At 58.4% G+C, this 21,645-nt stretch carries 17 protein-coding genes; 10 read left to right on the top strand and 7 right to left on the bottom strand.

Annotated features, from left to right (window positions below; all coding sequences use genetic code 11):
- Positions 1–32 precede the first annotated feature (32 nt).
- Positions 33–2,858, bottom strand: a complete 2,826-nt coding sequence (locus NUW46_RS06635) for an HD domain-containing phosphohydrolase (protein ID WP_418141707.1) — start codon at positions 2,856–2,858, stop codon at positions 33–35.
- 112 nt (positions 2,859–2,970) lie between these two features.
- Here NUW46_RS06635 and alkB point away from each other — a divergent pair, with 112 nt between their 5' ends.
- Positions 2,971–3,621: a DNA oxidative demethylase AlkB gene (gene alkB / locus NUW46_RS06640; RefSeq protein ID WP_418141708.1), complete on the top strand. Its 651-nt coding sequence runs from the start codon at positions 2,971–2,973 to the stop codon at positions 3,619–3,621.
- Positions 3,622–3,625: 4 nt separating this feature from the next.
- Here the strand turns inward: alkB and NUW46_RS06645 are convergent, their stop codons facing one another.
- Positions 3,626–4,906, bottom strand: coding sequence for an MgtC/SapB family protein (locus NUW46_RS06645; protein ID WP_418141709.1), 1,281 nt, complete (start codon positions 4,904–4,906; stop codon positions 3,626–3,628).
- Between the two features lie 165 nt (positions 4,907–5,071).
- Here NUW46_RS06645 and NUW46_RS06650 point away from each other — a divergent pair, with 165 nt between their 5' ends.
- Positions 5,072–6,559 (top strand): SulP family inorganic anion transporter, encoded by a 1,488-nt coding sequence (locus NUW46_RS06650; RefSeq protein WP_291908151.1) that lies wholly within the window; start codon positions 5,072–5,074, stop codon positions 6,557–6,559.
- A gap of 1 nt (position 6,560) precedes the next feature.
- Complete coding sequence (locus NUW46_RS06655; protein ID WP_418141710.1) at positions 6,561–7,487, top strand: universal stress protein; 927 nt, start codon at positions 6,561–6,563, stop codon at positions 7,485–7,487.
- On the opposite strand, the gene NUW46_RS06660 is transcribed toward NUW46_RS06655, so the two are convergent.
- The 3 genes from NUW46_RS06660 to NUW46_RS06670 form a co-directional block, all read right to left on the bottom strand.
- Entirely contained in the window at positions 7,484–8,353 is an 870-nt protein-coding gene (locus NUW46_RS06660) for a patatin-like phospholipase family protein (protein ID WP_418141711.1), read from the bottom strand. The genes NUW46_RS06655 and NUW46_RS06660 overlap by 4 nt on opposite strands.
- 92 nt (positions 8,354–8,445) lie before the next feature.
- Positions 8,446–9,639: an NAD(P)/FAD-dependent oxidoreductase gene (locus tag NUW46_RS06665; protein ID WP_418141712.1), complete on the bottom strand. Its 1,194-nt coding sequence runs from the start codon at positions 9,637–9,639 to the stop codon at positions 8,446–8,448.
- Positions 9,640–9,682: 43 nt separating this feature from the next.
- The gene (locus NUW46_RS06670; RefSeq protein ID WP_418141713.1) at positions 9,683–10,489 is read right to left on the bottom strand and encodes a PhzF family phenazine biosynthesis protein; all 807 of its coding nucleotides are present in this window, start codon (positions 10,487–10,489) and stop codon (positions 9,683–9,685) included.
- Positions 10,490–10,728: 239 nt separating this feature from the next.
- Here NUW46_RS06670 and NUW46_RS06675 point away from each other — a divergent pair, with 239 nt between their 5' ends.
- On the top strand, positions 10,729–12,144 hold the full coding sequence (locus tag NUW46_RS06675; RefSeq protein WP_418141714.1) for a PLP-dependent aminotransferase family protein: 1,416 nt from the start codon (positions 10,729–10,731) through the stop codon (positions 12,142–12,144).
- 7 nt (positions 12,145–12,151) lie between these two features.
- On the opposite strand, the gene NUW46_RS06680 is transcribed toward NUW46_RS06675, so the two are convergent.
- Both NUW46_RS06680 and NUW46_RS06685 read right to left on the bottom strand, forming a co-directional pair.
- On the bottom strand, positions 12,152–12,808 hold the full coding sequence (locus NUW46_RS06680; protein ID WP_418141715.1) for a response regulator transcription factor: 657 nt from the start codon (positions 12,806–12,808) through the stop codon (positions 12,152–12,154).
- Positions 12,801–14,315, bottom strand: a complete 1,515-nt coding sequence (locus tag NUW46_RS06685; RefSeq protein WP_418141716.1) for a PAS domain-containing sensor histidine kinase — start codon at positions 14,313–14,315, stop codon at positions 12,801–12,803. The genes NUW46_RS06680 and NUW46_RS06685 overlap by 8 nt, the downstream gene beginning before the upstream one ends.
- A 152-nt stretch (positions 14,316–14,467) precedes the next feature.
- Here NUW46_RS06685 and NUW46_RS06690 point away from each other — a divergent pair, with 152 nt between their 5' ends.
- The 6 genes from NUW46_RS06690 (at position 14,468) to NUW46_RS06715 (ending at position 21,589) form a co-directional block, all read left to right on the top strand.
- Positions 14,468–16,096, top strand: coding sequence for an acyl-CoA synthetase (locus tag NUW46_RS06690; protein WP_418141717.1), 1,629 nt, complete (start codon positions 14,468–14,470; stop codon positions 16,094–16,096).
- Between the two features lie 95 nt (positions 16,097–16,191).
- The gene (locus NUW46_RS06695) at positions 16,192–17,568 is read left to right on the top strand and encodes a solute carrier family 23 protein (protein ID WP_418141718.1); all 1,377 of its coding nucleotides are present in this window, start codon (positions 16,192–16,194) and stop codon (positions 17,566–17,568) included.
- A 257-nt stretch (positions 17,569–17,825) separates the two neighbouring features.
- The gene (locus tag NUW46_RS06700; RefSeq protein ID WP_418141719.1) at positions 17,826–18,659 is read left to right on the top strand and encodes a metal-dependent hydrolase; all 834 of its coding nucleotides are present in this window, start codon (positions 17,826–17,828) and stop codon (positions 18,657–18,659) included.
- A 111-nt stretch (positions 18,660–18,770) separates the two neighbouring features.
- Positions 18,771–19,721, top strand: a complete 951-nt coding sequence (locus tag NUW46_RS06705; protein ID WP_069183876.1) for a DegV family protein — start codon at positions 18,771–18,773, stop codon at positions 19,719–19,721.
- Positions 19,722–19,860: 139 nt separating this feature from the next.
- On the top strand, positions 19,861–20,895 hold the full coding sequence (locus NUW46_RS06710) for a hypothetical protein (protein ID WP_418141720.1): 1,035 nt from the start codon (positions 19,861–19,863) through the stop codon (positions 20,893–20,895).
- A gap of 64 nt (positions 20,896–20,959) precedes the next feature.
- Positions 20,960–21,589, top strand: a complete 630-nt coding sequence (locus tag NUW46_RS06715; protein ID WP_418142018.1) for a LysE family translocator — start codon at positions 20,960–20,962, stop codon at positions 21,587–21,589.
- Positions 21,590–21,645 lie beyond the last annotated feature (56 nt).

Raw genomic sequence — 21,645 nt, forward strand, 5'->3', positions numbered from 1 at the left:
GAATGAATCAGCCCATAGAATATACGTGTTTTTCAACGCGGCTTCATGAACAGGCTTTCATCGACGTGATCGATCTGCCCAGGCTGCAGGTGCTGATGGGCATAGCGCGTGTACGCACCTGAGCGGATGAAGAGCTCGAACACCTCACGGTCGATGTGTCCGTCCCCAACCATGCGGGCCATGATGGTGAGGGATTCTGTAAGGGTTTTGCCATCCTTATAGGGGCGGTCGACGGCTGTCAGAGCCTCGAATACATCGGCCACCGCCATAATTCTCTCCGGAATGCCCATCTCGGCCGCGGTCAGGCCACACGGGTACCCATGGCCGTCCATGCGCTCGTGATGGGTGCCCGCCAGCTTCGGGACGTTCGCCAGGCGGTCGGGCAGGGGCAGGGCGTCCAGCATGCAGATGGTCTGCACTATGTGTTCGTTGATCTTGAAGCGCTCCTCATCGGTCAGCGTACCTTTGGCCACCGTAAGGTTATGGAGTTCGCCCCGGTTGTAAGCATACTCCGGGAGCTCCATGTCGAAGCCCCAGCGATTCCGCGGATCGTCTTTGCGGACAGGGGGAATGTGATCACCCCACGGCCTTAGGTGTTCCGGTTTGTCGGCAAGCAGCTTCTCGGTAACCGGCAGTGGCGGCTCCGGGCTGGCCTGCAGGGCATTTTTCTCGTCGGGTGAAAGGCCGAGACGGTCACTGAAATGCCGTAACCAGGTTCGCTGGCCAATGCTTCGGATTTTCTCGATATTTTCTTCCGGCATGAACTCACCGCCCTGGTTGGCCGTCGCAATCAGAAGGAATTCTTCCTGCAGGCGGGCCTGGGTAGCCTGGCGTTCCTGCTCGGCAGTCGCCTCCTCCTCGCCTGACAGCATACTGTTCAGGTAACGGATCTCGGCATCCCGGTGCATTACTTCGAAACGAGTACGGATCTCGTGGATGCGATTGTGGATGGTCTCCAGCTTGACCGCCTTGTCGACCACATACTCGGGGCTGGTGATTTTGCCGCAGTCGTGGAGCCAGGCGGCCAGTTGGAATTCCTGGAGTTGCTCGTCGGTCATGGTGAACGAGTCAAAGGCCTGTTCGTTGCTGGCGATCGCTTCATCAACCAGCATCTGGGCGAGCTTGGGTACACGCTCACAGTGGCCGCCGGTGTAGGGTGATTTGGCGTCAATGGCATTGGCCACGAGCCGGATGATGCCCTCGAGCAGCGCCTGCTGGCTTTCTATGAGTTCCCGGGTTTCGATGGCAACGGCGGCAGAGCCAGCAATTTCGTCCACGAAAACGATCAGGTCGTCGCTCAGTTGGGTGTGGTCGCCCAGCTCCATTTCGATCGCCAGGACACCGATCAGCTGCTTGCGACGGTTTCTGAGAACTGCAAACACAGGATGCCCCGAGATATGTTGTCGCAGCAGACGGATGATCTCGTTATCGTCGAATTCCGCTCGCACATCCACGATGGTGTCCGGCAGCTGAAGGTCCTGGTTGACCGCCAGTGAGAGTTGGTTCCTCTGGCGCGCAAACAGGTAGATGCCGCCGCGCTGCTGGCCAACAATGTGGATAATCTGCTCAAGAATGTCCCGGAGCAGATGATTCAGGTCCTGGCCCCGGTTCAGCACCGTGGCGATGCTCTGGAAGCTTCGGATAGTTTGTGCCATGTCGTCCAGGGCCACACTCAGTTGGCGTGCCTCACGGATGTGGGAGTCGGACCGGACCGCAGTATCGAAACGGAACCGTGACAGCCGGCTGACCTGGTCGGTCAGGTGCTCCAGGGGACGGCCGACCCGACGACCCAGAAACCAACCGATGACCAGAAGCAGCAGGGCAATGAGACCCGCGATCACGGTTTGCCGGGCAAGGGCTGCCCAGACGTCAGCCAGCAGCTCGTCTGATGGAATCGCCACGGCAATGCTCAGCCCTTCCTGTTGCAGGGCACTGAGAGGCTCGGTCATTCCATACCAGTCTTTGCCTTCAGCACTGAACCGGGTAACAGAACTGTCCGCCATCAGCTCTCCTCTCCGGTCCAGGGCCCCTGAAATCGCCGGCCCTGGCTCTCTCGCGTTCCCGGAATCCGCCAGAACTTCCCGATCCTGGTTCACGATGGCGATCCGGGTGTTCGCTGTCTGGCGAAGTTCTGCCAGCTGGTTGCTCAGGTCGGTCACGGTGACATCGATACCGAAAATGGTATCCGGGCCGCCGGTTTCCGCGGATGCCCGGCGGGAGAGGGTGATCCCGGTTTCCTGGGTGGTAAAGAACGCGTAGGGAGCGGATAGCTCCGTGGAATCCGATGTTTTGGCGGCATCGAACCAGGGGCGCGTACGCGGATCGTAGTTGTATTCGGGGACCGGTCTCTGTTCAATCAGCTGCATGTTGGCATTGAAGAAACGCCATTGGCCCGGTGTTCCGTCACCTCCGTAGGTGATCGTCTGGAGTAGAAAGCGGGTTTCGTTCGGCGCATCGGGAAACTGGAGTGTTCCGGAACTTCGAACCTTACGCAGGAGAATAAAGTCTCCGTTCTGGTAACCGGCATAGACGGCGCTGACAATGTCACTACTGGTGAGTATGTCAGCCAGTACCGGAAGTCGGTCGAGACGTTGTGCCAAGGTCCGTGCACCTGCGAGGCTGTCGTGGCTGAGCACGGCAAGGGCGGTCGACGGCGGTGCGGTGATGGCCTGGATACGGTCATCAACGCTGACGGCCAGTTGGCGGGCGGTGGCGCCGGCCGCCGACACTTTGGCCGTTTCCATGCCTCGGAAACTCTGGCCAATAAGAACAATCGTTAGGACCAGCATGCCCAGGGTAATGGCCGATGCAATCAGAAGGGCCAGCGAAACCTGGGCCGACTGGCGTTTTCGATGCATGGATGATCCTTACCGGTGTAGATTGGCGTAAAGTGCCAGAGATGGCTCGTCTTACTGACAGCCTAGACGCTGGCCGGCGTTTTTTCCGTTTTTTTAGGTGGAATAAGTAGTTATGACTCAGGACCTGTTTGGCGAACAGCCTCCGGAACAGACCGCTGAGCCTCTGATGGAGGGGGCGATGGTGCTGCGCCAATTTGCGCTGACAGACGCTGAAAGGCTCATGGAAGGTATTGAAAAGGTCACTTCAGAAGCGCCATTCAGACACATGAAAACCCCGGGCGGTCATTCGATGTCTGCCGCCATGAGCTGCTGCGGGAATCTTGGCTGGGTCACGGACAGCCGAGGTTACCGGTATCAGTCCGAAGATCCCGAATCCGGCAAGCCATGGCCTGCCATGCCGGCTGTTTTTCGAGAACTGGCCGTAAGCGCTGCAGACACCGCCGATTTCGAGGGGTTTGAGCCGGATGCCTGCCTGATTAACCGATATCAGCCGGGGGCAAAAATGGGGCTGCACCAGGACAAGGATGAAGAGGATTTCAGCCAGCCGATTGTGTCGGTTTCCCTGGGTTTGCCCATTGTTTTCCAGTTCGGCGGTCTGAAGCGCAGCGAACGCCCGATGCGGGTGCCCCTTGGCCATGGTGATGTCGTGGTCTGGGGTGGCCCTGCCCGGATGCGCTATCACGGTGTGCTGACACTCAAGGCCGGAGAGCATCCGCTGACAGGCGGTTACCGTTACAACCTCACGTTCCGGCGGGCCAGGTAAAAAATTATTGCAGCCAGGCGACCAGCAGTCCGGCTGCCAGCGAGAACAACATGGGGATGCCGACCAGGAAACCTGTCTGACGGTTGCCGACAAACCCAGCCAGCCCCGACTTCACCAGGTTGTTGGTGGCTGCGGCGATCACAATACCGATTACGGCTGTGCCTGCTGCCAGACTGTTATTGGACATGCGGGTCAGGGAGAGGGTGATGGCATCGACGTCGGCAATACCGGAGGTGGCCGCGAGAAAATAGATGCCGGCGTCACCCAGCCAGGTGCCCAGATACTCGCCCAGCAGGAGGATGCCCGTCAGTAACCCACCAAAAACCAGAGCCGAAGTCAGGTCCAGCGGGTTCTGGTTGAGTGCCGGCTGGCTGACACGAAGCTGTCGTTCGTTTTTTCGCCAGATGAAGAACGCTGGGCCGTACAACAGGGCGGTCATCACAACGACCGGCCAGACAAGGTTGGGTAGTAGATCCGGATTGATCACCAGGCAATACACAAGAATGCGCGGGAACATGGTGCCGCAGGCGATGAGTATGCCGGTGGCGAACTGGGCATTGAGCTGCGGATTTTTCGAGGCCTGGCGGGCAAAGTGCAGGGTGAGGGCGGTGGACGAGCTCAGTCCTGCGAACAGGCTGGTAAACAGGATTCCCTTGCGCGTGCCCGCCACCCGTATGGCGAAATAGCCCACAAAGGAAATGGAAGCGATCATCACCACCATCCACCAGATTTCCCGGGGGTTCAGTACTCCGCCGGGCCCCATCTTTTCATTCGGCAGCAACGGCAGCATGACCACGGAAATCAGCAGCAGTTTCAGTGCGGCATCCAGTTCGTGTTCCTTCAGCTTGTTCACCCAGCCGTGAATTTCTTCCTTGTTATCCAGAATGATTGCAGTCACGACCGCTGCGGCAGTGGCGATCACCGGGTCCACTGCTACTGCAACCGCACCGAAGCAAAACGTCAGCACCATACCGACCATGCCAGTGATGCTGAAGTTGCGGATGTGCTCAAGCCGCTCGCTGTAGGCCACAATGGCCATGGCCACAACGCTGACCAATAGCACCGGAAACGCCCATTCGGTAATTTCTTCGGCCAACACGGCCGAGATGCCACCAAGCAGACCGACCATGGCAAAGGTGCGGATACCGGCAATGCGTTCGCCCGATTTCTGTTCCCGGGCATCCCATCCTCGCTCCAGCCCGATGATGGCACCCAGCAAAAGCGCAACAGCGAGATTCAGCGTGGTCTGGTTTCCGGCCAGAAATTGGGAGGCAACGTCGTCCATGGGTTGGTGCAAACTCTTGTTAATCAATGAATGTTCTGATGATAGCAGTACAGCGGTTCGGTCGTTAGACCTCTAAGAAGATACCGCTAGCGACCTTACTTTCCTGTAAGGGGGCTGATAAGCTTCGCGACCTTTGAATTCCTAGCAAGCTGGAAATCCGAAATCATGGTGAATTCCCTTAAAGCCAACTGGCTTTCAAACATTCGTGGCGATGTACTCGCCGGTATCGTTGTGGCCCTTGCGTTGATACCGGAAGCCATTGCTTTCTCGATCATCGCTGGTGTCGATCCGAAGGTGGGGCTGTATGCCTCCTTTTGTATTGCCGTAATCATTGCTTTCGTTGGCGGGCGTCCCGGCATGATTTCCGCCGCCACGGCAGCCATGGCGGTTCTGATGGTAACGCTGGTCAAGGAGCACGGTTTGCAGTACCTGCTGGCCGCGACGCTGCTCACCGGTGTGTTGCAGGTGATTGCCGGCTATCTCAAGCTCGGCAGTCTGATGCGCTTCGTGTCGCGCTCGGTGGTCACCGGTTTCGTGAACGCCCTTGCCATCCTGATCTTCATGGCCCAGTTGCCTGAGCTGACGAACGTCACCTGGCACGTTTACGCAATGACTGCGGCTGGCCTGGGTATCATCTACCTCTTCCCTCTGGTGCCGGTGGTTGGCAAGGTCCTTCCTTCTCCGCTGGTGTGCATCGTGGTGCTCACCGCGGTGGCCGTGGTGACTGGTCTGGATATCCGGACCGTTGGCGATATGGGTGATCTGCCGGATACGCTCCCCGTTTTCCTGTGGCCGGATGTGCCGCTGAATCTGGAAACCCTGATGATTATCCTGCCGTACTCGATTCCGCTGGCCATTGTGGGCCTTCTGGAGTCCATGATGACGGCAACCATCGTGGATGACCTGACGGATACCACCAGTGATCGTAATCGCGAGTGCAAAGGCCAGGGCATCGCCAACATCGGCTCTGGCCTGATCGGTGGTATGGCCGGTTGTGCCATGATCGGCCAGTCCATCATCAACGTGAAGTCCGGTGGCCGGACCCGGCTATCCACACTCACCGCTGGTGTCTTCCTGCTTATCATGGTGCTGCTGCTCGACAATGTACTGGTCCAGATCCCCATGGCGGCTCTGGTGGCGGTCATGATCATGGTCTCGATTGGTACTTTCTCCTGGGATTCCATCCGCAACCTTCGCAAGCATCCTCTCTCCACCAACATCGTGATGCTGGTGACGGTTGTTGTCGTGGTTGCCACCCATAACCTGGCCTTTGGGGTGCTGGCCGGCGTTCTGCTGGCGGCTTTGTTCTTTGCCAACAAAGTGGGCCATTACATGCTGGTGACCTCCGAGCTGGATGAAAGCACCGATACCCGCACTTACCGGGTTGTGGGCCAGGTGTTCTTCAGCTCCTCGGAAAAGTTCATGGAATCCTTTGATTTCAAGGAAGCAGTCGATAATGTGGTAATCGACCTGAGTCGCGCGCATTTCTGGGATATCACCGCCGTGGGTGCCCTGGATAAAGCCGTGATCAAGTTCCGCCGGGAAGGCTCTGAGGTTGAAGTCATCGGGCTGAATGAAGCCAGCGCAACGATAGTTGACCGCTTTGGCGTGCACGACAAGCCGGACGCCGTCGACCAGTTGATGGGGCACTGATATGACACAGACCAGGGAATCCAACACCGATTCCGGCCAGAATAAAAATCATAAGGACCAAGAAGGCGAGGTTGAGATGCTACGAGTAGTTGCCTGTATCGATGGCTCCCAGGCTGCCCCCGCAGTTTGCGATTACGCTGCCTGGGCCAGCAAGCACATGGAAACCCCCATGATGTTGCTGCACGTCCTTGATGAAGAGCGTTACCCGGCAGAGCCGGATCTGGCAGGCAATATTGGTCTGGGCAGTCGTGAACAGCTCCTCGAGGATCTGGCAGAGCTGGACCGAAAACGCGCCAAGCTGGCCCTGGAACATGGCCATCACATGCTGGATGAGGCGCACAAGCGCGTCACCGAAGCCGGCATCGGTGAGGTGATCCAGCGCCAGCGCCATGGTGATCTTACTGAATCCCTGCTGGCGCTGGAGAACCAGACTCGCCTGCTGGTGATGGGGCTGCACGGCGAGAGCAGCTCCGACCGTGATACCCACGTTGGCAGCCAACTGGAGACGGTGATTCGTAGTATGCATCGCCCGATTCTTCTGGTGCCCGACGAGTACTCCGAGCCCCGAAGCGCCATGCTTGCCTTTGATGGCAGCGCCACGGCGTTCAAGGGCGTGGAATTGCTGGCTGGCAGCCCGGTCCTGAAGGGCATGCCGCTGCACCTTGTGATGGTGGGTCCGGATACCAACGACCGTTGGGAGCAGCTCAGGAAAGCCGAGAAAATGCTGGCAGGGCTGGAATCCGAGATTACGTTGGCCATCCGGGCTGGAGACGTAGAACCGGCGTTGCACGCCTATCAGGAAGAGCAGGATATCGACATCCTGGTGATGGGCGCCTATGGCCACTCCCGCATCCGTCAGTTTCTGGTGGGCAGTACGACCACCCGGATGCTCGAAACTGCCAGAAAGCCGCTGGTAGTGCTTCGCTAGGCGACTTCACGGGCTATTCCGGCCAGATAGGCCATCGCTGCGCGGTGGCCTTGCTGATAGCCCAGATCCAGCTTGTTCAGGTCTGTGGTCAGTCGACTCACGGGAAAATCCTCTGGCGGAGCGATAATCCGTAGATGGCAGTCGTCCGGCGGATTTTGAATGAACTCCAATGTCTCGTTATATCTTTCGCCGCGCCGGATCAGGGCCTCGGCCAGTCCAGGTTGCTCCCGGAACATCCGTTTGGTGAGCGCCGGAAACGCCAGAGGTTTTTTCTGATAGCCCAGAGGTCGGGAAAGAACGACGGTAATATCCCGGGCACCCCGGCGATAGGCCTCCGCAACCGGAATGGAATCGGCAATGCCGCCATCGCTCATGGGTTCGTCCTCCACGATCGGGTAATCACGGTAGGCCAGGGGAATGGAGCAGGACGCTGTGAGTACATCGTGGATGTTCTTGTCATCGACGTAGAAATATCGGGCTTCGCCGGTCACCACCGACGTGGTTGCTACCCAGAGCCTGGTGGTGCCAGACAGGTAGCGTTCCAGGTCGAGCGGCACGTCCTCGTAGGATCGGTGCCAGAGCCAGTGAACATCGCAGAGATGCCCGCCCTGGAAGAAACGGCCCCAGTTGATGAACTCCGGGCGGCACGCGTGGTCGGTAATCACCTGATGGTTGCGGCCGTGATGGCCGCAGAGGTAGCCAATGAGGTTGGTTGAACCCGCGGACACGCCCCAGGCTTCGGTAAAAGGCTGATACCGCTTTTCCAGGAAAGCATCGAGTACGCCAGCGGCGAAGATGCCGCGCATGGCGCCACCTTCGACCACGAGGGCATTGGTGGCTGCGGTGTCACTGGCGGTCTGGAGCATCCTTTCCCCCTGTTTGTCGCGTTCTTTGGTGAGGCCAATTCATGGACTCAGGTTACCAGTTCTACGCCAGCTTTGGGCAAGCGGATGTCCGTTCAGGCGCTGTTACCGGCTGCCACACCCGAGGCCCAGGCCCATTGGAAGTTATGGCCGCCAAGATGGCCGGTCACATCCACGACCTCGCCAATGAAATACAGGTTTGGCCGTTCCAGTACTGCCATGGTCTTGGAGGAGAGCTGGCGGGTATCAACGCCCCCCAGGGTTACTTCTGCGGTTCGGTAGCCCTCGGTTCCAGCTGGCTTGATCGACCATTGGCCCAGAGTGTCGGCAACCTGTTCGATATCGCTGTTCTTGTAGCCCTGCAGAGGGCCGGTCCAGCCCTGCAGTTCGTTGAAGGCCTGGGCAAACCGTTTTGGCAGGTGCTGGGTCAGGTAGTTTGCAATGGTCGATTGCGGGCGGGTTTTCCGCAGGCCCAGAAGGTCGTCCCTGATGTTGCAGGCTGGCAGCAGGTTGATAGCCAGGCTGTCCCCCGGTTCCCAGAAACTTGAGATCTGGAGCATCGCCGGGCCACTGAGCCCCCGATGAGTAACCAGCATGGGTTCCCGGAAGTGCTGGTCATGGCATTGCACGTCCACCGGGCAACTGACACCAGACAAAGGGGCAAGCTGTTCTTTCAACTCCGGCTGCAGGGTAAAGGGCACCAGGCCTGCCCGGGTGGGCAGTACCTTCAGGCCAAACTGCTCGGCCACCCGGTAACCAAACGCCGTGGCGCCCATGGTGGGAATGGACAGGCCGCCGGTGGCTATCACCAGGGATTCGCAGGTGAGATCGCCGGAGCCGACGCGCAGGCGATAGCCATTGTCGGTTTCCGCTATGCGGTCGACCGCAGTCTTCATCCTCACTTCCGCGCCGGCCCACTCACATTCGGTCAGCAGCATGTTGAGGATGTCCTTGGCGCTGTTTTTGCAGAACAGCTGGCCTGGGGCTTTTTCCTCGTGCTCAATGCCGTGTCGATCCACCAGTTCCAGGAAGTCCTGAGGTGTGTAGCGCTTGAGCGCGGAGATGCAGTAGTGCGGGTTGTCCGACAGGAAGTTGGAGGGTGTGCTGTTCAGGTTGGTGAAGTTGCAGCGCCCGCCTCCGGACATGAGGATTTTCTTGCCCGGCTTGTTGGCGTGGTCCAGCACCAGCACCCGGCGGCCGCGATAGCCGGCGGTTGCCGCACACATCAGGCCCGCCGCGCCGGCGCCGATAATGATTACGTCGTACTGTGATGCTGAACCTGCCGTCATGCTGCCCGCCGTTGCAAAGAAAACGGCGGGCAGTATACCAGTCTCAGGGCAGGTAGACGGAGCCTTCCATGTAGAAGGCAGCCTGCCCGGCGATATCGACCCGGTCGCCTTTCAGTTCGCAGCGTAGCACACCGCCACGGGCCGAAATCTGACGGGCGTCCAGCCTTGTTTTGCCCAGTTTCTCAGCCCAGTAGGGTACCAGTACGCTGTGAATGGAACCGGTCACCGGGTCCTCATCAATGCCGGCGCCCGGAGCGAAATATCGGCTGACAAAATCGCAGTCGGTGCCCGGTGCGGTAATGATCAGCCCCTGGTTACCCAGTTGCTTTAATTTGCGCATGTCGGGCTGGGCAGCACGCACGGCCGCTTCGTCCTTCAGAACCACCATGTAGTTGGTGTCGTTGGGAACAAAAAAAGCGGTATCAGGTCCGCCTTCCAGAGCTTCCCGAATCAGCGTTGGCGTGGTTTGCTCCTCGAAGGCCAGATTCGGGAAATCCAGGACCAGCCAGCCGTCATCGGACTGCCTGACGGACAGCCGGCCGCTTTTGGAGTCAAAGCGGATTCGCTCTTCATCGCAGCCAAGCTTGTTGAAGATCACCCAGGCGCTGGCCAGAGTGGCGTGGCCACACAGCGGCACCTCTGTGCCCGGCGTAAACCAGCGGATATGGAAATCGGCTTCTTCGTCCTCGGGAAGCCGCACGAAAAAAGCCGTCTCGGAGAGATTGTTCTCCATGGCGAGCGAGAGCATGACATTGTCCGGCAGCCATTGCTCCAGGGGCATGACCGCGGCCGGGTTGCCACCGAATACCTTGCTGGTAAAGGCATCCACCTGATAGAGGGGGTGTGTCATGGTCTCATCTCCTTGGGTTGTTTGGCCTCACCTGGAAGCACCTTGGATGTTGAGCTTATTGTAGGAAATGAACTGACTGACATAACAGATTCAGATAATCTCATTTTGAACCGGTACAGAGTGTGGTTTTCGGAATCTGTGCCGGTCATATTCGACAGTATCTGTACTGCATGAAGAGGTGCTGCTTCTGGTGCAATGGAGTGGCAACTCCCGAAAGACAGTCAGACGAGGGGCGTAGGATGGGCATTCTTTACAATCAGGTGGCGGATCAGCTTCAGGAGATGATCAGGGACGGTGTCTACCGTGACGGTGATCGATTGCCAGGCGTGCGAATGCTGAGCCGGCAGTATGGCGTAAGTATTTCGACTATCCTGCAGGCGCACCAGACCCTGGAAGCACGAGGCTTTCTGCAGGCCAGGGAGCGCAGTGGCTACTTCGTAAGGCTGCCGACGGTGGATGCACCCGAGCCTGTGATGCGAAGGCACCGCAGCCGTCCGGTGCCAGTCAGCGCCCGGGAAATGACCCTGGACCTTTGTGCCGACGAGCAGAAGCGGATGGTGCCTCTGGCGACAGCGATTCCCCATCCTGATTACCTGCCGCTTCGGCAAATCCAGCACAGCACGCTCTGGGCCGCACGACGAGGCCTGGAAACACTCGACTATGCCTTTCCCGGCAAGGAATCGTTTCGGCGGCAGATTGCCCAGCGGATGGCGACACTCGGAGTACCGGTAACGCCGGATGATGTGCTCGCCACCAACGGTGCCCAGGAGGCCATCATCCTGGCGCTTCGTGCCGTGACCCAGCCCGGTGACATTGTGGCGGTGGAATCGCCGTCCTTCCCCGGGATTCTCCAGGCACTGGAAGTGGTCGGGCTGAAAGTCATTGAAATTCCGACACATCCCTCCGAGGGCCTGAGCCTCGAAGGCCTGCAACTGGCCCTCGAGCAGTGGCCCCTGAAAGCCTGTGTGGTGGTGACCAATCACAGCAACCCCATGGGCGCGCGAATGTCCGACGAACGCAAGAAGCAGCTGGTTTCCATGCTGGCGGCTGCTGCGGTGCCTCTGATCGAGGACGACATTTACGGGGATCTGCATCATTCCGGAGACCGGCCAAAACCGGCCAAGGCATTCGATCGTGCGGACAATGTGATTTACTGCAGTTCGTTCTCCAAGACTATCTCACCGGGCCTGCGGCTTGGCTGGATGGTACCGGGGCGGCATATGGCCAGCGCCCGGCAGCACAAGTACTTTGTCAACCTGGCAACCTCATCGATTCCCCAGATGGCGGTGGCGCATTTTCTGGAGCAGGGCGGTTACGATCGCTATCTGCGCTCAGCGCGTCAGCACTATCGTGAGTCCACTGAGCGTATGCGCACAGCCGTGGCCCGGGCATTTCCGGAGGGCACGGCTGTGAGTCGGCCCCAGGGAGGGTTTGTACTCTGGGTGCAGTTGCCGGATGGCGTTTCCGGCACCGAGGTGTATCACAGGGCCAGGGCTGAGGATATTAACGTGGCGCCGGGGTTGATGTTCTCCACCGCGGAAAAATACGAAAACTGCCTGAGACTGAACAGCGCTAACCCCTGGAGTGAGCGTATTGAGCAGGCCGTGGCCAGGCTGGGCGTGTTGGCTCACGATGTGCAGGCGGCCTCGAGGTAGGGGCTGCTCAGCTTTTTTCGCTACGCAGGTCCAGCGGGTCAAGCAGACCGGCGGCGATGGCTTTGCCAGTCACATCTGGCAGGCGATCGGCGCCCAGGCGTTTCATCACCCGGGCCCGGTACAGATCGATCGTCTTTACACTGACATCCAACTGCTCGGCGATTTCCTTGCTGGTGTAGCCCTGGGCCAGTGGCAGAAACACATCCCGTTCGCGCCGGGTGAGGGTGGTCAGCAGGGCTTCGGTTGACTCATCCCCCTGCAGCTGTGGGCCGGATGGCTGGTGTTCCTGAAGCGCCTGCTGAACGCTGTCCAGCAGGAGCTGTTCGTTGAAAGGCTTTTCGATAAAGTCGAAAGCGCCAGACTTGAAAGCCCTGACCACAATAGGCACATCCGCATGGCCAGAGACAAAGATGATGGGCAGGTCCAACCCTCGTTTCTGAAGCTCCTCCTGAACATTCAGGCCGCCGAGTCCCGGCATCCTCACATCGAGAACCACGCAGCCGGCTTTCTTGTTACCTACCGCATCCAGAAATTTCCGGCCGTCGCTGTAGGCTTCCACGTTCAGGCCCACCGATTCCAGCAACCATTGGGTGGATTCCAGCATGCCGGCGTCGTCGTCAACAACGTAGACGGTGGTGGCTTCCGGGGCAGAATGGTCAGTCATCAGGCTGGTTCTCCGTGATTGCGGTTTTGTGCTTCTGGTTCTGGCTGGCCGGGAATCGACAGATTAGCGACAGGCCACCGGTGGCTGCGGGGCGGGCGTCGAGGAAGCCACCGAAACCCTCGATAATGGAACGGCTCATGGACAGCCCGAGGCCGAGGCCCTGGGGCTTACTGGTGTAGAACGGCTGGAACATCTGGCGGATGCCCTGCTCATCCAGGCCTGGGCCTTCATCGGTGACTTCAATCAGGGTTTCGTTCTGATCGTTGATGCAGGTGGTTATGACGATCTGCGCGGGTGCGCCCTGAGTTTCATCGCCACGGGCTTCGATAGTGGCTTCAATGCCGTTGCGGATCAGATTGATCAACACCTGTTCCAGCAGCACCGGGTCGGCGGTGATGACCGGCGCGCAGCAGGCCAGCCTCTCAAGGATCTGCACATTATTTTTTTCCGCTTCCCACTGACACAGCCGGGCGACGTTGCTCACGACGTCGTTCAGGGCGATTGGCGCGGTCCGCTTCTGCCCTTTGCGTAAGAAAGCCCGGAGGCGTTTGATCACTTCCGATGCGCGGTTGGCGTGGTGAACAATTTTCTGCAGGCCATCATCCACGCGATCCAGGCATTCAGGGTTGGTTCGGGCACTTTTCAGATAGCGCTGGCTGGCGCTGGCGAAGTTCACAATGGTGGCCAGCGGTTGGTTCATTTCGTGGGCAATGCTGGAGGCAAGCTCCCCGAGAGTCGCGAGCCTGGCGGTATGGGCCAGTTCGTCGGCCAGCCTGCGGTTGTTCTCTTCGGATTCCACCCGGGCGGTGATATCCCGGGACACACTGATGACCTCAATCACGGCGCCGGTATAGGTCTCCCGGATGGCCCGGCTGGCAATCTCGAACCAGCGACGGGAGCCGTCTCGGTGGATGATCTCCAGGGTCATGGTGGCGTAGCCGTCATCCCTGAGCAGGTTACGGGTCTCCGCCAGTTTCTGGGTTACATGGTTTCCGCGAAAGACCTCTTCGAGCGGTTTACCACGCAATTCCTCCGGCCAGTAGCCCAACAGTCGCCATGATGCGGGAGTGGCATCAATAAAACGCCCATCCGGAGCGTGTCGGGAGATCAGGTCGGTGGTGTTTTCGGTGATCAACCGGTACAGGCGGTTGGAGCGGGTGGCCTCTTCCTGGGTCCGGACGTCTTGCGTGGCGTTCCTTGCCCGTGCCAGAACCTGGGCCGTCTTGACGTCCGGGATGAACGTCCACATCAAGATCGTCCCGGTTTGGCCCGGTTGCGTCCGGGATTCGACGTTTTCAATGGCCCGGATTTGTTCCAGGGATGATTTCACCAATGCCCGGGCGTTGATTGGCAGAAGGTCCTCGGGCGAGGCCAGGCCGGCTGTTTGACGCAGTTCCCTGGCTGCACGGTTCTCCCCCAGGACAGCGCCCGCGCCATCCAGGATTAATCCGGGTTGCGGGTCGGCGTCGTGCAAACTAAATACACTTGAAGGGGAGTTATCGTTCATGGCTCTTCGATATAGTAACTAAACTATAATACGTTGGTATAATTTCTAGTATTTATTCTATTCAATACTATTTTTGCCAGCCCGAAGTATAGCTAGTTTAGCGATATTCCTGAATACGCCATAAGAACAACAGCACTTAAGAGGACCACGCAATGACCTCGATATTTGACCAGGGCCTGGCGCCCGTTGACGCCAATTACGCCGTCCAATCTCCCGTCGATTTTATTGAACGCACCGCCACCGTTTACCCGGAGTACCCCGCGGTAATCCATGGTGCGATCCGTTACACCTGGGCGCAGACCTATGAGCGCTGTCGCCGTCTGGCCTCGGCCTTGAAAGGGCGCGGCATCGGACGAGGTGACACCGTTGCCGTCATGCTGCCGAACATTCCGGCCATGGTGGAGTCCCATTTTGGCGTGCCCATGATTGGTGCGGTGTTGAACACCCTGAATGTTCGCCTGGATGCCGAAGCCATTGCTTTCATGCTGGAGCATGGTGAGGCCAAGGTTGTGATTGCCGACCGTGAATTCGGGGAGGTGATCAAGGACGCCGTCAGCCGCCTGGACACCAAGCCGCTGGTGATTGATGTGGACGATCCCGAGTACGGTGAGGGCGTTCAGGTCAGCGATCTGGACTACGAGGCATTTCTGCACGAAGGCGATCCGGCGTTCCAGTGGAGCTTCCCGGACAACGAGTGGGACGCCATCTCCCTGAACTACACATCCGGCACTACCGGTAACCCCAAGGGTGTGGTCTATCATCACCGTGGCGCCTACATCAATGCCATCGGTAACCAGGCGGTCTGGTCCATGGACATGCACCCGGTGTACCTGTGGACCTTGCCGATGTTCCACTGTAACGGCTGGTGTTTCCCCTGGACCATCACCGCCATGGCTGGAACCCACGTCTGCCTGCGTCGGGTTGACCCGGAGAAGATCTTGCAGCTGATCCGTGACCATCAGGTGACCCACATGTGCGGTGCGCCGATTGTTCTTAACGCACTGCTGAACGTGCCGGAATCCGCCAAAGCGGGTATCGACCACGAAGTGAAGTCCATGACAGCCGGTGCGGCGCCCCCCGCCCAGGTGATTGGTGCCATCGAAGAGATGGGTATCCAGGTAACCCACGTTTATGGCCTGACCGAAGTGTATGGGCCGGTGACGGTTTGCGCGTGGAAGTCCGAGTGGGATGCCCTGCCGCTGCACGACCGGGCCCGCAAGAAGGCTCGCCAGGGCGTTCGCTATCACACCCTGGCTGGCACCATGGTTGGCGACCCGAACACCATGGAGCCGGTGCCCAAAGACGGCAAGACCATCGGTGAAATCTTCTTGCGCGGTAATACCGTGATGAAGGGCTACCTGAAGAACCCCAAGGCTACCGAAGAGGCCTTCCGGGGCGGCTGGTTCCACACTGGCGACCTGGCCGTTTGGCACGAAGACGGCTACATGGAGATCAAGGACCGGCTGAAGGACATCATTATCTCCGGTGGTGAGAATATCTCTACCATTGAGGTTGAGGATACCCTGTACCGTCATCCCGCTGTCCTTGAGGCGGCTGTGGTAGCAAGGCCTGACGAGAAGTGGGGTGAGACTCCCTGCGCCTTCGTTACCCTCAAGCCGGAGGCGGGGCAGGTCAGCGAGGAAGACATCATCAATTTCTGCCGTGAGCACCTGGCCCGGTTTAAAGTGCCCAAGACCATCGTCTTCTCGGAGCTGCCCAAAACCTCCACGGGCAAGATCCAGAAGTTCGTGCTGAGAGATCAGGCCAAAGATCTGAACTGACCCTGTGATCGGCTGCGCCGTCCTGGCGCAGCCGACTTTAACCAGAAAAACAACGCTGTCAGGCACACGCACCGCGTGAGCCCGGAGACCTTTTTATGCAAATGTTTTACCGAAAGAACGGGGAAGAGCAGCCATACTGGCCGGCTGGTCCCTTCAAGGTTCGTCTGCCGTTTGTTCATTACCGCTGGGAATTCGCGGAGATGGTGCAGGCCCTGATCATGTTCGTGGTCAGCCTGGCGATGATCCCCCTTCTTGAGAAATACCTGGGTGTGCCTTACGACGTGGCTCTGGCATACGTGGTGATCTGCGGTATCGGCTTCATGCTGCCGGCCCTGCTGGGTGTGCCCCTGGTGCCTGGCTGGATTACCCCGGGTATTCCGGTTGTCCTGTTGTTCCTGAGTGACTACGAGCCAGGCCCGGAAGCCATTCAGGCTCTGTTCGCCCTGCAGTTCCTGGTGTTCATTATCTTCCTGGTTCTGGGCATTACCCGCCTGGGCAGCGAGCTGGTGGAGCTGATCCCCCGGTCCATGAAAGGTGGAATTATTATTGGCGCCGGTATCGCCGCCCTGATGGGGGAAATCGAGGCGGGCGGCCGCCTGGCTAACACGCCGATTTCCCTGATCATCGGTGGCCTGGTGTGCCTGTACCTGATGTTCTCCGTATCGTTCAAAGGCTTTGTGGAAAGCAGCTCCATCGCCCGCAAGATTGCCAACTACGGCATGGTGCCGGGTATGGTGGTTGCGATTCTGGTCGGCTTTGCCACTGGCGAATACGAGGTGCCCAATGTCGAGTGGGGCATCACCAAGCCAGCGTTTGACGAGCTTTGGAACTACCTGCCGTTCGCGGTCGGTTTCCCGGACGCTAACGTCTTCCTGTATGCCATTCCCACGGCGGTGATCGCCTACGTGATTGCCTTCGGCGACATCGTGGTGGGCCAGTCTCTGATGAACCGGGTTGACCACCTGCGTAAAGATGAAGACATCGACAACAGCATCGACCGGGTGCACTTGGTAACCGCGATCCGCAATGGTGGCCACGCTTTCTTTGCGCCTTACCCGGGCCTGGCCGGGCCGATCTGGACGGCCGTCACAGCCACCATGGCCGAGCGTTACAAGTATGGCCGTAATGCCATGGACTCCATCTACAGTGGTGGCGGTACGTTCTGGATTACCGGCTTTATTGCCCTGTTCGTGCTGCCCCTGGTCAGTTTCTTCCAGCCAGTACTGCCGATTGCCCTGTCACTGACCCTGCTTCTGACCGGCTATATCTGCCTGATGGTAGGGCTGGAGCAGCTGGAGAATAACACCGAGCGTGGCATCGCCGGCACCATGGGTGTGGTCCTGGCTGTCTACGGAGCGGGCTGGGGCCTGGCAACCGGCGCCATCCTCTATTTCCTGATTGAACGTACCAAATTGCTTGGCTTTACCGCCGACCCGGAAGCGCCGGGCGTGAGAGCTGCAGAAGAGCACTAAACCTGCGCTTTCCGGCTCTGCACCGGAAAGTGCTGACCCCCTGTGTGTCCTTGGGAGGCTTCGTGCCTCCCTTTTTTTGTGTCTGCCTTTTCTCTTGAAACTCGATCGTTGACAGAATGTCATTTCGTGACAATTTGTCCAAATTTCCCTCTTGAAGTATTCCTTCCGTGTGGTTTCCGGGTTTAAACTGCTTTGACTGATGAATTTTTGTCCGCTGTTCATTACTGATAACAACACTACAAAAACAGGAGGCAGTCATGACCATCAGCTCTACGCCCGAGGGCGTGTCCGTTGAGCCGAGGCATCTACGGTTCAATGTCAGTGAAGACCTCAAAACGCTCTGGCACGGTAACGACGCTTTCCGGACAGCGTTCTTCAACGCGCTTTCCCTGCAATTCCCTGATGGAGAACAGCAGTTCATAAATGCTGTTCGACTCTATCGGGACAAAATTGAGGATCCCAAGCTGAAAGCAGAGATTCGCGGCTTTATTGGTCAGGAAGCCTTGCACAGCCGTGAGCACAAGGACTACAACGAAGCCCTGAAGGCCAGGGGTTATGACATTGATGCCCTGGACCGGCGGTTCCAGAAACACATGGCGTGGGTGGGCAAGTTGCCGCCCAGCCGCCAACTGGCAGGCACCTGTGGCGCCGAGCATTACACCGCGGTTCTGGCCAATGCCATTTTGAGCCACCCGGAATGGATGGAGGGCGCTACGCCGGCCATGGCGAAACTCTGGCGCTGGCATGCAATCGAGGAAACCGAACACAAATCCGTGGCCTTTGATGTCTACCGGGAATGTGTCGGCAACGAGCGGCTCCGCCGGATTGTCTTCCTGTTCGTGACCTGGAATTTCTTCAAGTACACCTTTCTCAATACCTGCAGCCTGCTGAAGGCCGATGGCAAGCTCTGGAGCCTTCGCACCTGGCTTGGTGGCGTGAATTTCCTGTGGGGAAAGCCCGGCGTGCTTCGCAAGTGCCTGCCGGAATTCCTGGCCTATTTCCGCAAGGGATTTCATCCCTGGCAGCAGGATAACCGGGAACTGCTCGAACGGAATCTTCGGGAGCTGGACATGACATCCAGTGCGGGTTAGACCGGGGTTGCTGAAATTCTGATCGGGGTGTGTAAAACTGTGCGGCATAAAAAATAACGACAAAAAAGGGGGGCTTCCGGTCAAGAAGCTTCCCGGAGCTGGAGGCCCACCATGCGAGTTGGTTTGATCGTCGATTCTGCGTGCGACTTACCTTATGAATTCAGCCGCAAGCACGACCTGTTCATCCTTCCGGTAACCGCTGTAATTGACGGCCAGACCTACATAGACGAGCACGATCCTGTGCGGACCCAGGAGTTCTACCAGAGTGGTCTGCTACAGAAGGGGCATCAGGCGGAAACCCGCGCCTTCACCGCCGAACAGATCCACGATCTGTTCATGGAAAAGATCGTTACCCAGTTTGATGTCGCTATCTGCGAGACTGTGACCAAAACCCGAAGCCTGATTTTCCAGAACGCCACCGAAGCCATGAACAGTGTTCTGGCCAATTATGAAGGGGCGCGGCAGGCCGCCGGTCGCGATGGCCGCTTCTTTATGCGGGTGATCGACAGTAAGCAGATCTTCGCCGGTCAGGGCCTATTGGCGGCACATACCCTCAAGCTGATCGACCAGAAGGTTTCCAAGAATGCCCTGCGACATGAGGTTGAATCCTTCAGCGACAAGATCTACACCTGTGTGATTCCCCGGGACCTGCATTACATCCGTGAGCGGGCAAGGCGTCGTGGTGACAAAAGTGTGTCGGCGTTGGTGGCCTTCCTGGGTAAGGCACTGAACATTACTCCGGTCATCTTCGGGCAGGGGGCCGAAGGCCAGCCGGTGGCCAAAACCCGCAGTTTCGATGTGGCGGTGGAGAAGGTGATGAACTATGCCGCGGCCCGAGTGGAAGCCGGTCTCCTGACCCCGTACGTGAGTCTTTCCTGTGGCCTGACCTGGACTGAAATCGAGGATTTGCCCGGGCTGAACCGCCTGCGGGATGCCTGTGAGCGTAACGGTGTGGAACTTCTACTATCCCAGATGGGCATCACCAGCAGTATCTATGTCGGCCCCGGCAGTCTTTGCCTGGCCCTGGCGGCAGAGCCCCACACGTTCAACGATTTTCAGTGAATCGGCCACGCAGTCCGCAGGTGTGCGGGACTGGCCGGGCCGCACCCTCCCACCTGTAGTTTTGGCAAACCTGCCAGCCCGAACTTCATGTTAGCCTCTGGTCAGTGTCTTTCATTTTAACGACAGGAAGAATTGCGCCATGACCAAAGGCAAAACGGATCTCGCCAACCAGCTGCTGGAACAGCACGTAAAGCATGAACTGGCCTCGCTCAAGGGCACGAAGCTGCGTAAATTTCTGAGGCAGGAGCTGGATGAGCTTTGGGGCTATGCCAATGAGATAACCCTGAACCGGATTACGTCGGAAGACCAGGTGATGGGCGTTATTCAGCGTATCGTTATGGATATGGAGCTGGATGCAGGTATCCCCGAGTTGGCCGCCGAAATGGCAACCGAAGTGCTCAATGCCGACGTGCAGTCGCAAACCACGTTGGGCGAGATCATCACCCGCGAACAGGCTACCGGTTTTCTTGAGGAGGCTCTGGAATTGCGGCAGCAGCGGGAGCGGGTGATTAGTGAAATCATGGCTCACCCGGTCTATCAAGAGTTGGTCTCCAATGTGGTTTACCACGGTCTGGTGAACTACCTCTACGAGGACAATCTGATCACCAAGTCCGTGCCGGGCGTCGGTTCAATGATGAAGTTTGGCAAGCGCATGGCCAACAGGGCGGTGCCTGGGCTGGATGAAACCTTTGAGCGGCGCCTCAAGGCCTGGCTGTCTGACAGTCTGCCCGGTCTGATCAGCCGGAGCGAGCAGTTTCTGCACAGGGCTCTGTCTGACGACGAACTGCGGGACAGCGTGATGGCGGCCTGGGTGTCACTGGAAGATCGCACCATTGCCGAGCTGCACGAGGGCCTGGGAGACGTCGAACTGCAGGAGTTTGTCGTGCTGGGTTATGAGTTCTGGCTGCAGTTTCGCAAGACCGGCTACTTCGAGAACTGTGCCCGTGCGGTGGTTTCTCACCTGTTCGTAAAATATGGCGAAAGACCGCTCACAGACCTGCTGGGCGATTTGGGTGTCAGCCGTGAGGTGGTCATGGCAGAGATCGATGCCTACGCAATTCCGGTTATAGACGTATTGCGTGAAGAGGGCTATGTTGAGGCCCTGGTTCGCCGGCGGCTTGCACCGTTTTATAAGTCCGCCGCGGCGCGTAAGATTCTCCACCAGGAGGCCTGACTTACCGGTTGCGGGTCCGGCCCCTGAAGCGTTCTGTACAAGAGTTTGATAGGGGACGATTTTGATATCGGATTTGTTCTGGGCCTATCTCGTTGCCATTACCCTGCTCACCATCACACCGGGTGTTGATACCCTGCTGGTGATGAGGAACACCGGCCGGGGTGGTTTGCGGGATGGCTGTGTCACCAGTGTTGGCATTTGCAGCGGACTGTTCATTCACGCCACGCTCTCGGCTTTGGGTATTTCACTTCTGTTGGTGGAAACCGCCTGGGCGTTTTCCGCCCTGAAGTGGGCGGGTGCCTGCTACCTGGTATGGCTGGGCATCGGTTCGTTGCGCCAGGCCCTTCGCCGGGGAGACGCGCCCGAGGTAAAAAAAGAAGAGGTCGTTCGCCGGAAGGTTGCCATGGTGGCCTCATTCCGCGACGGACTCCTGTCCAATGTTCTGAATCCGAAAACCGCGCTCTTCTACATGGCCCTGCTGCCACAGTTTGTGGACCCCGCCGGTAACGCTTTCCGGCAGTCTCTGATGTTGGCGGGCGTGCATTTTCTGCTGGCCATGCTCTGGCAGTGTGGTCTGGCCTGGGTGGTGGTCACCTTCCGCAGCCTTGGCGTGAATGTGAAGATGAAACGGATGCTGAACGGTCTGACGGGCGGCTTTTTCGTGGCCATGGGCGCCAAGCTGGCCAGTACCTGAGGCCACCCGATTACCTTCAGACAAAGAAAAAGGGAAGCCGCGGCTTCCCTTTTTTG

The sequence above is a fragment of the Marinobacter sp. MA genome (assembly GCF_048298425.1).
Taxonomy (GTDB): Bacteria; Pseudomonadota; Gammaproteobacteria; order Pseudomonadales; family Oleiphilaceae; genus Marinobacter; species Marinobacter salsuginis.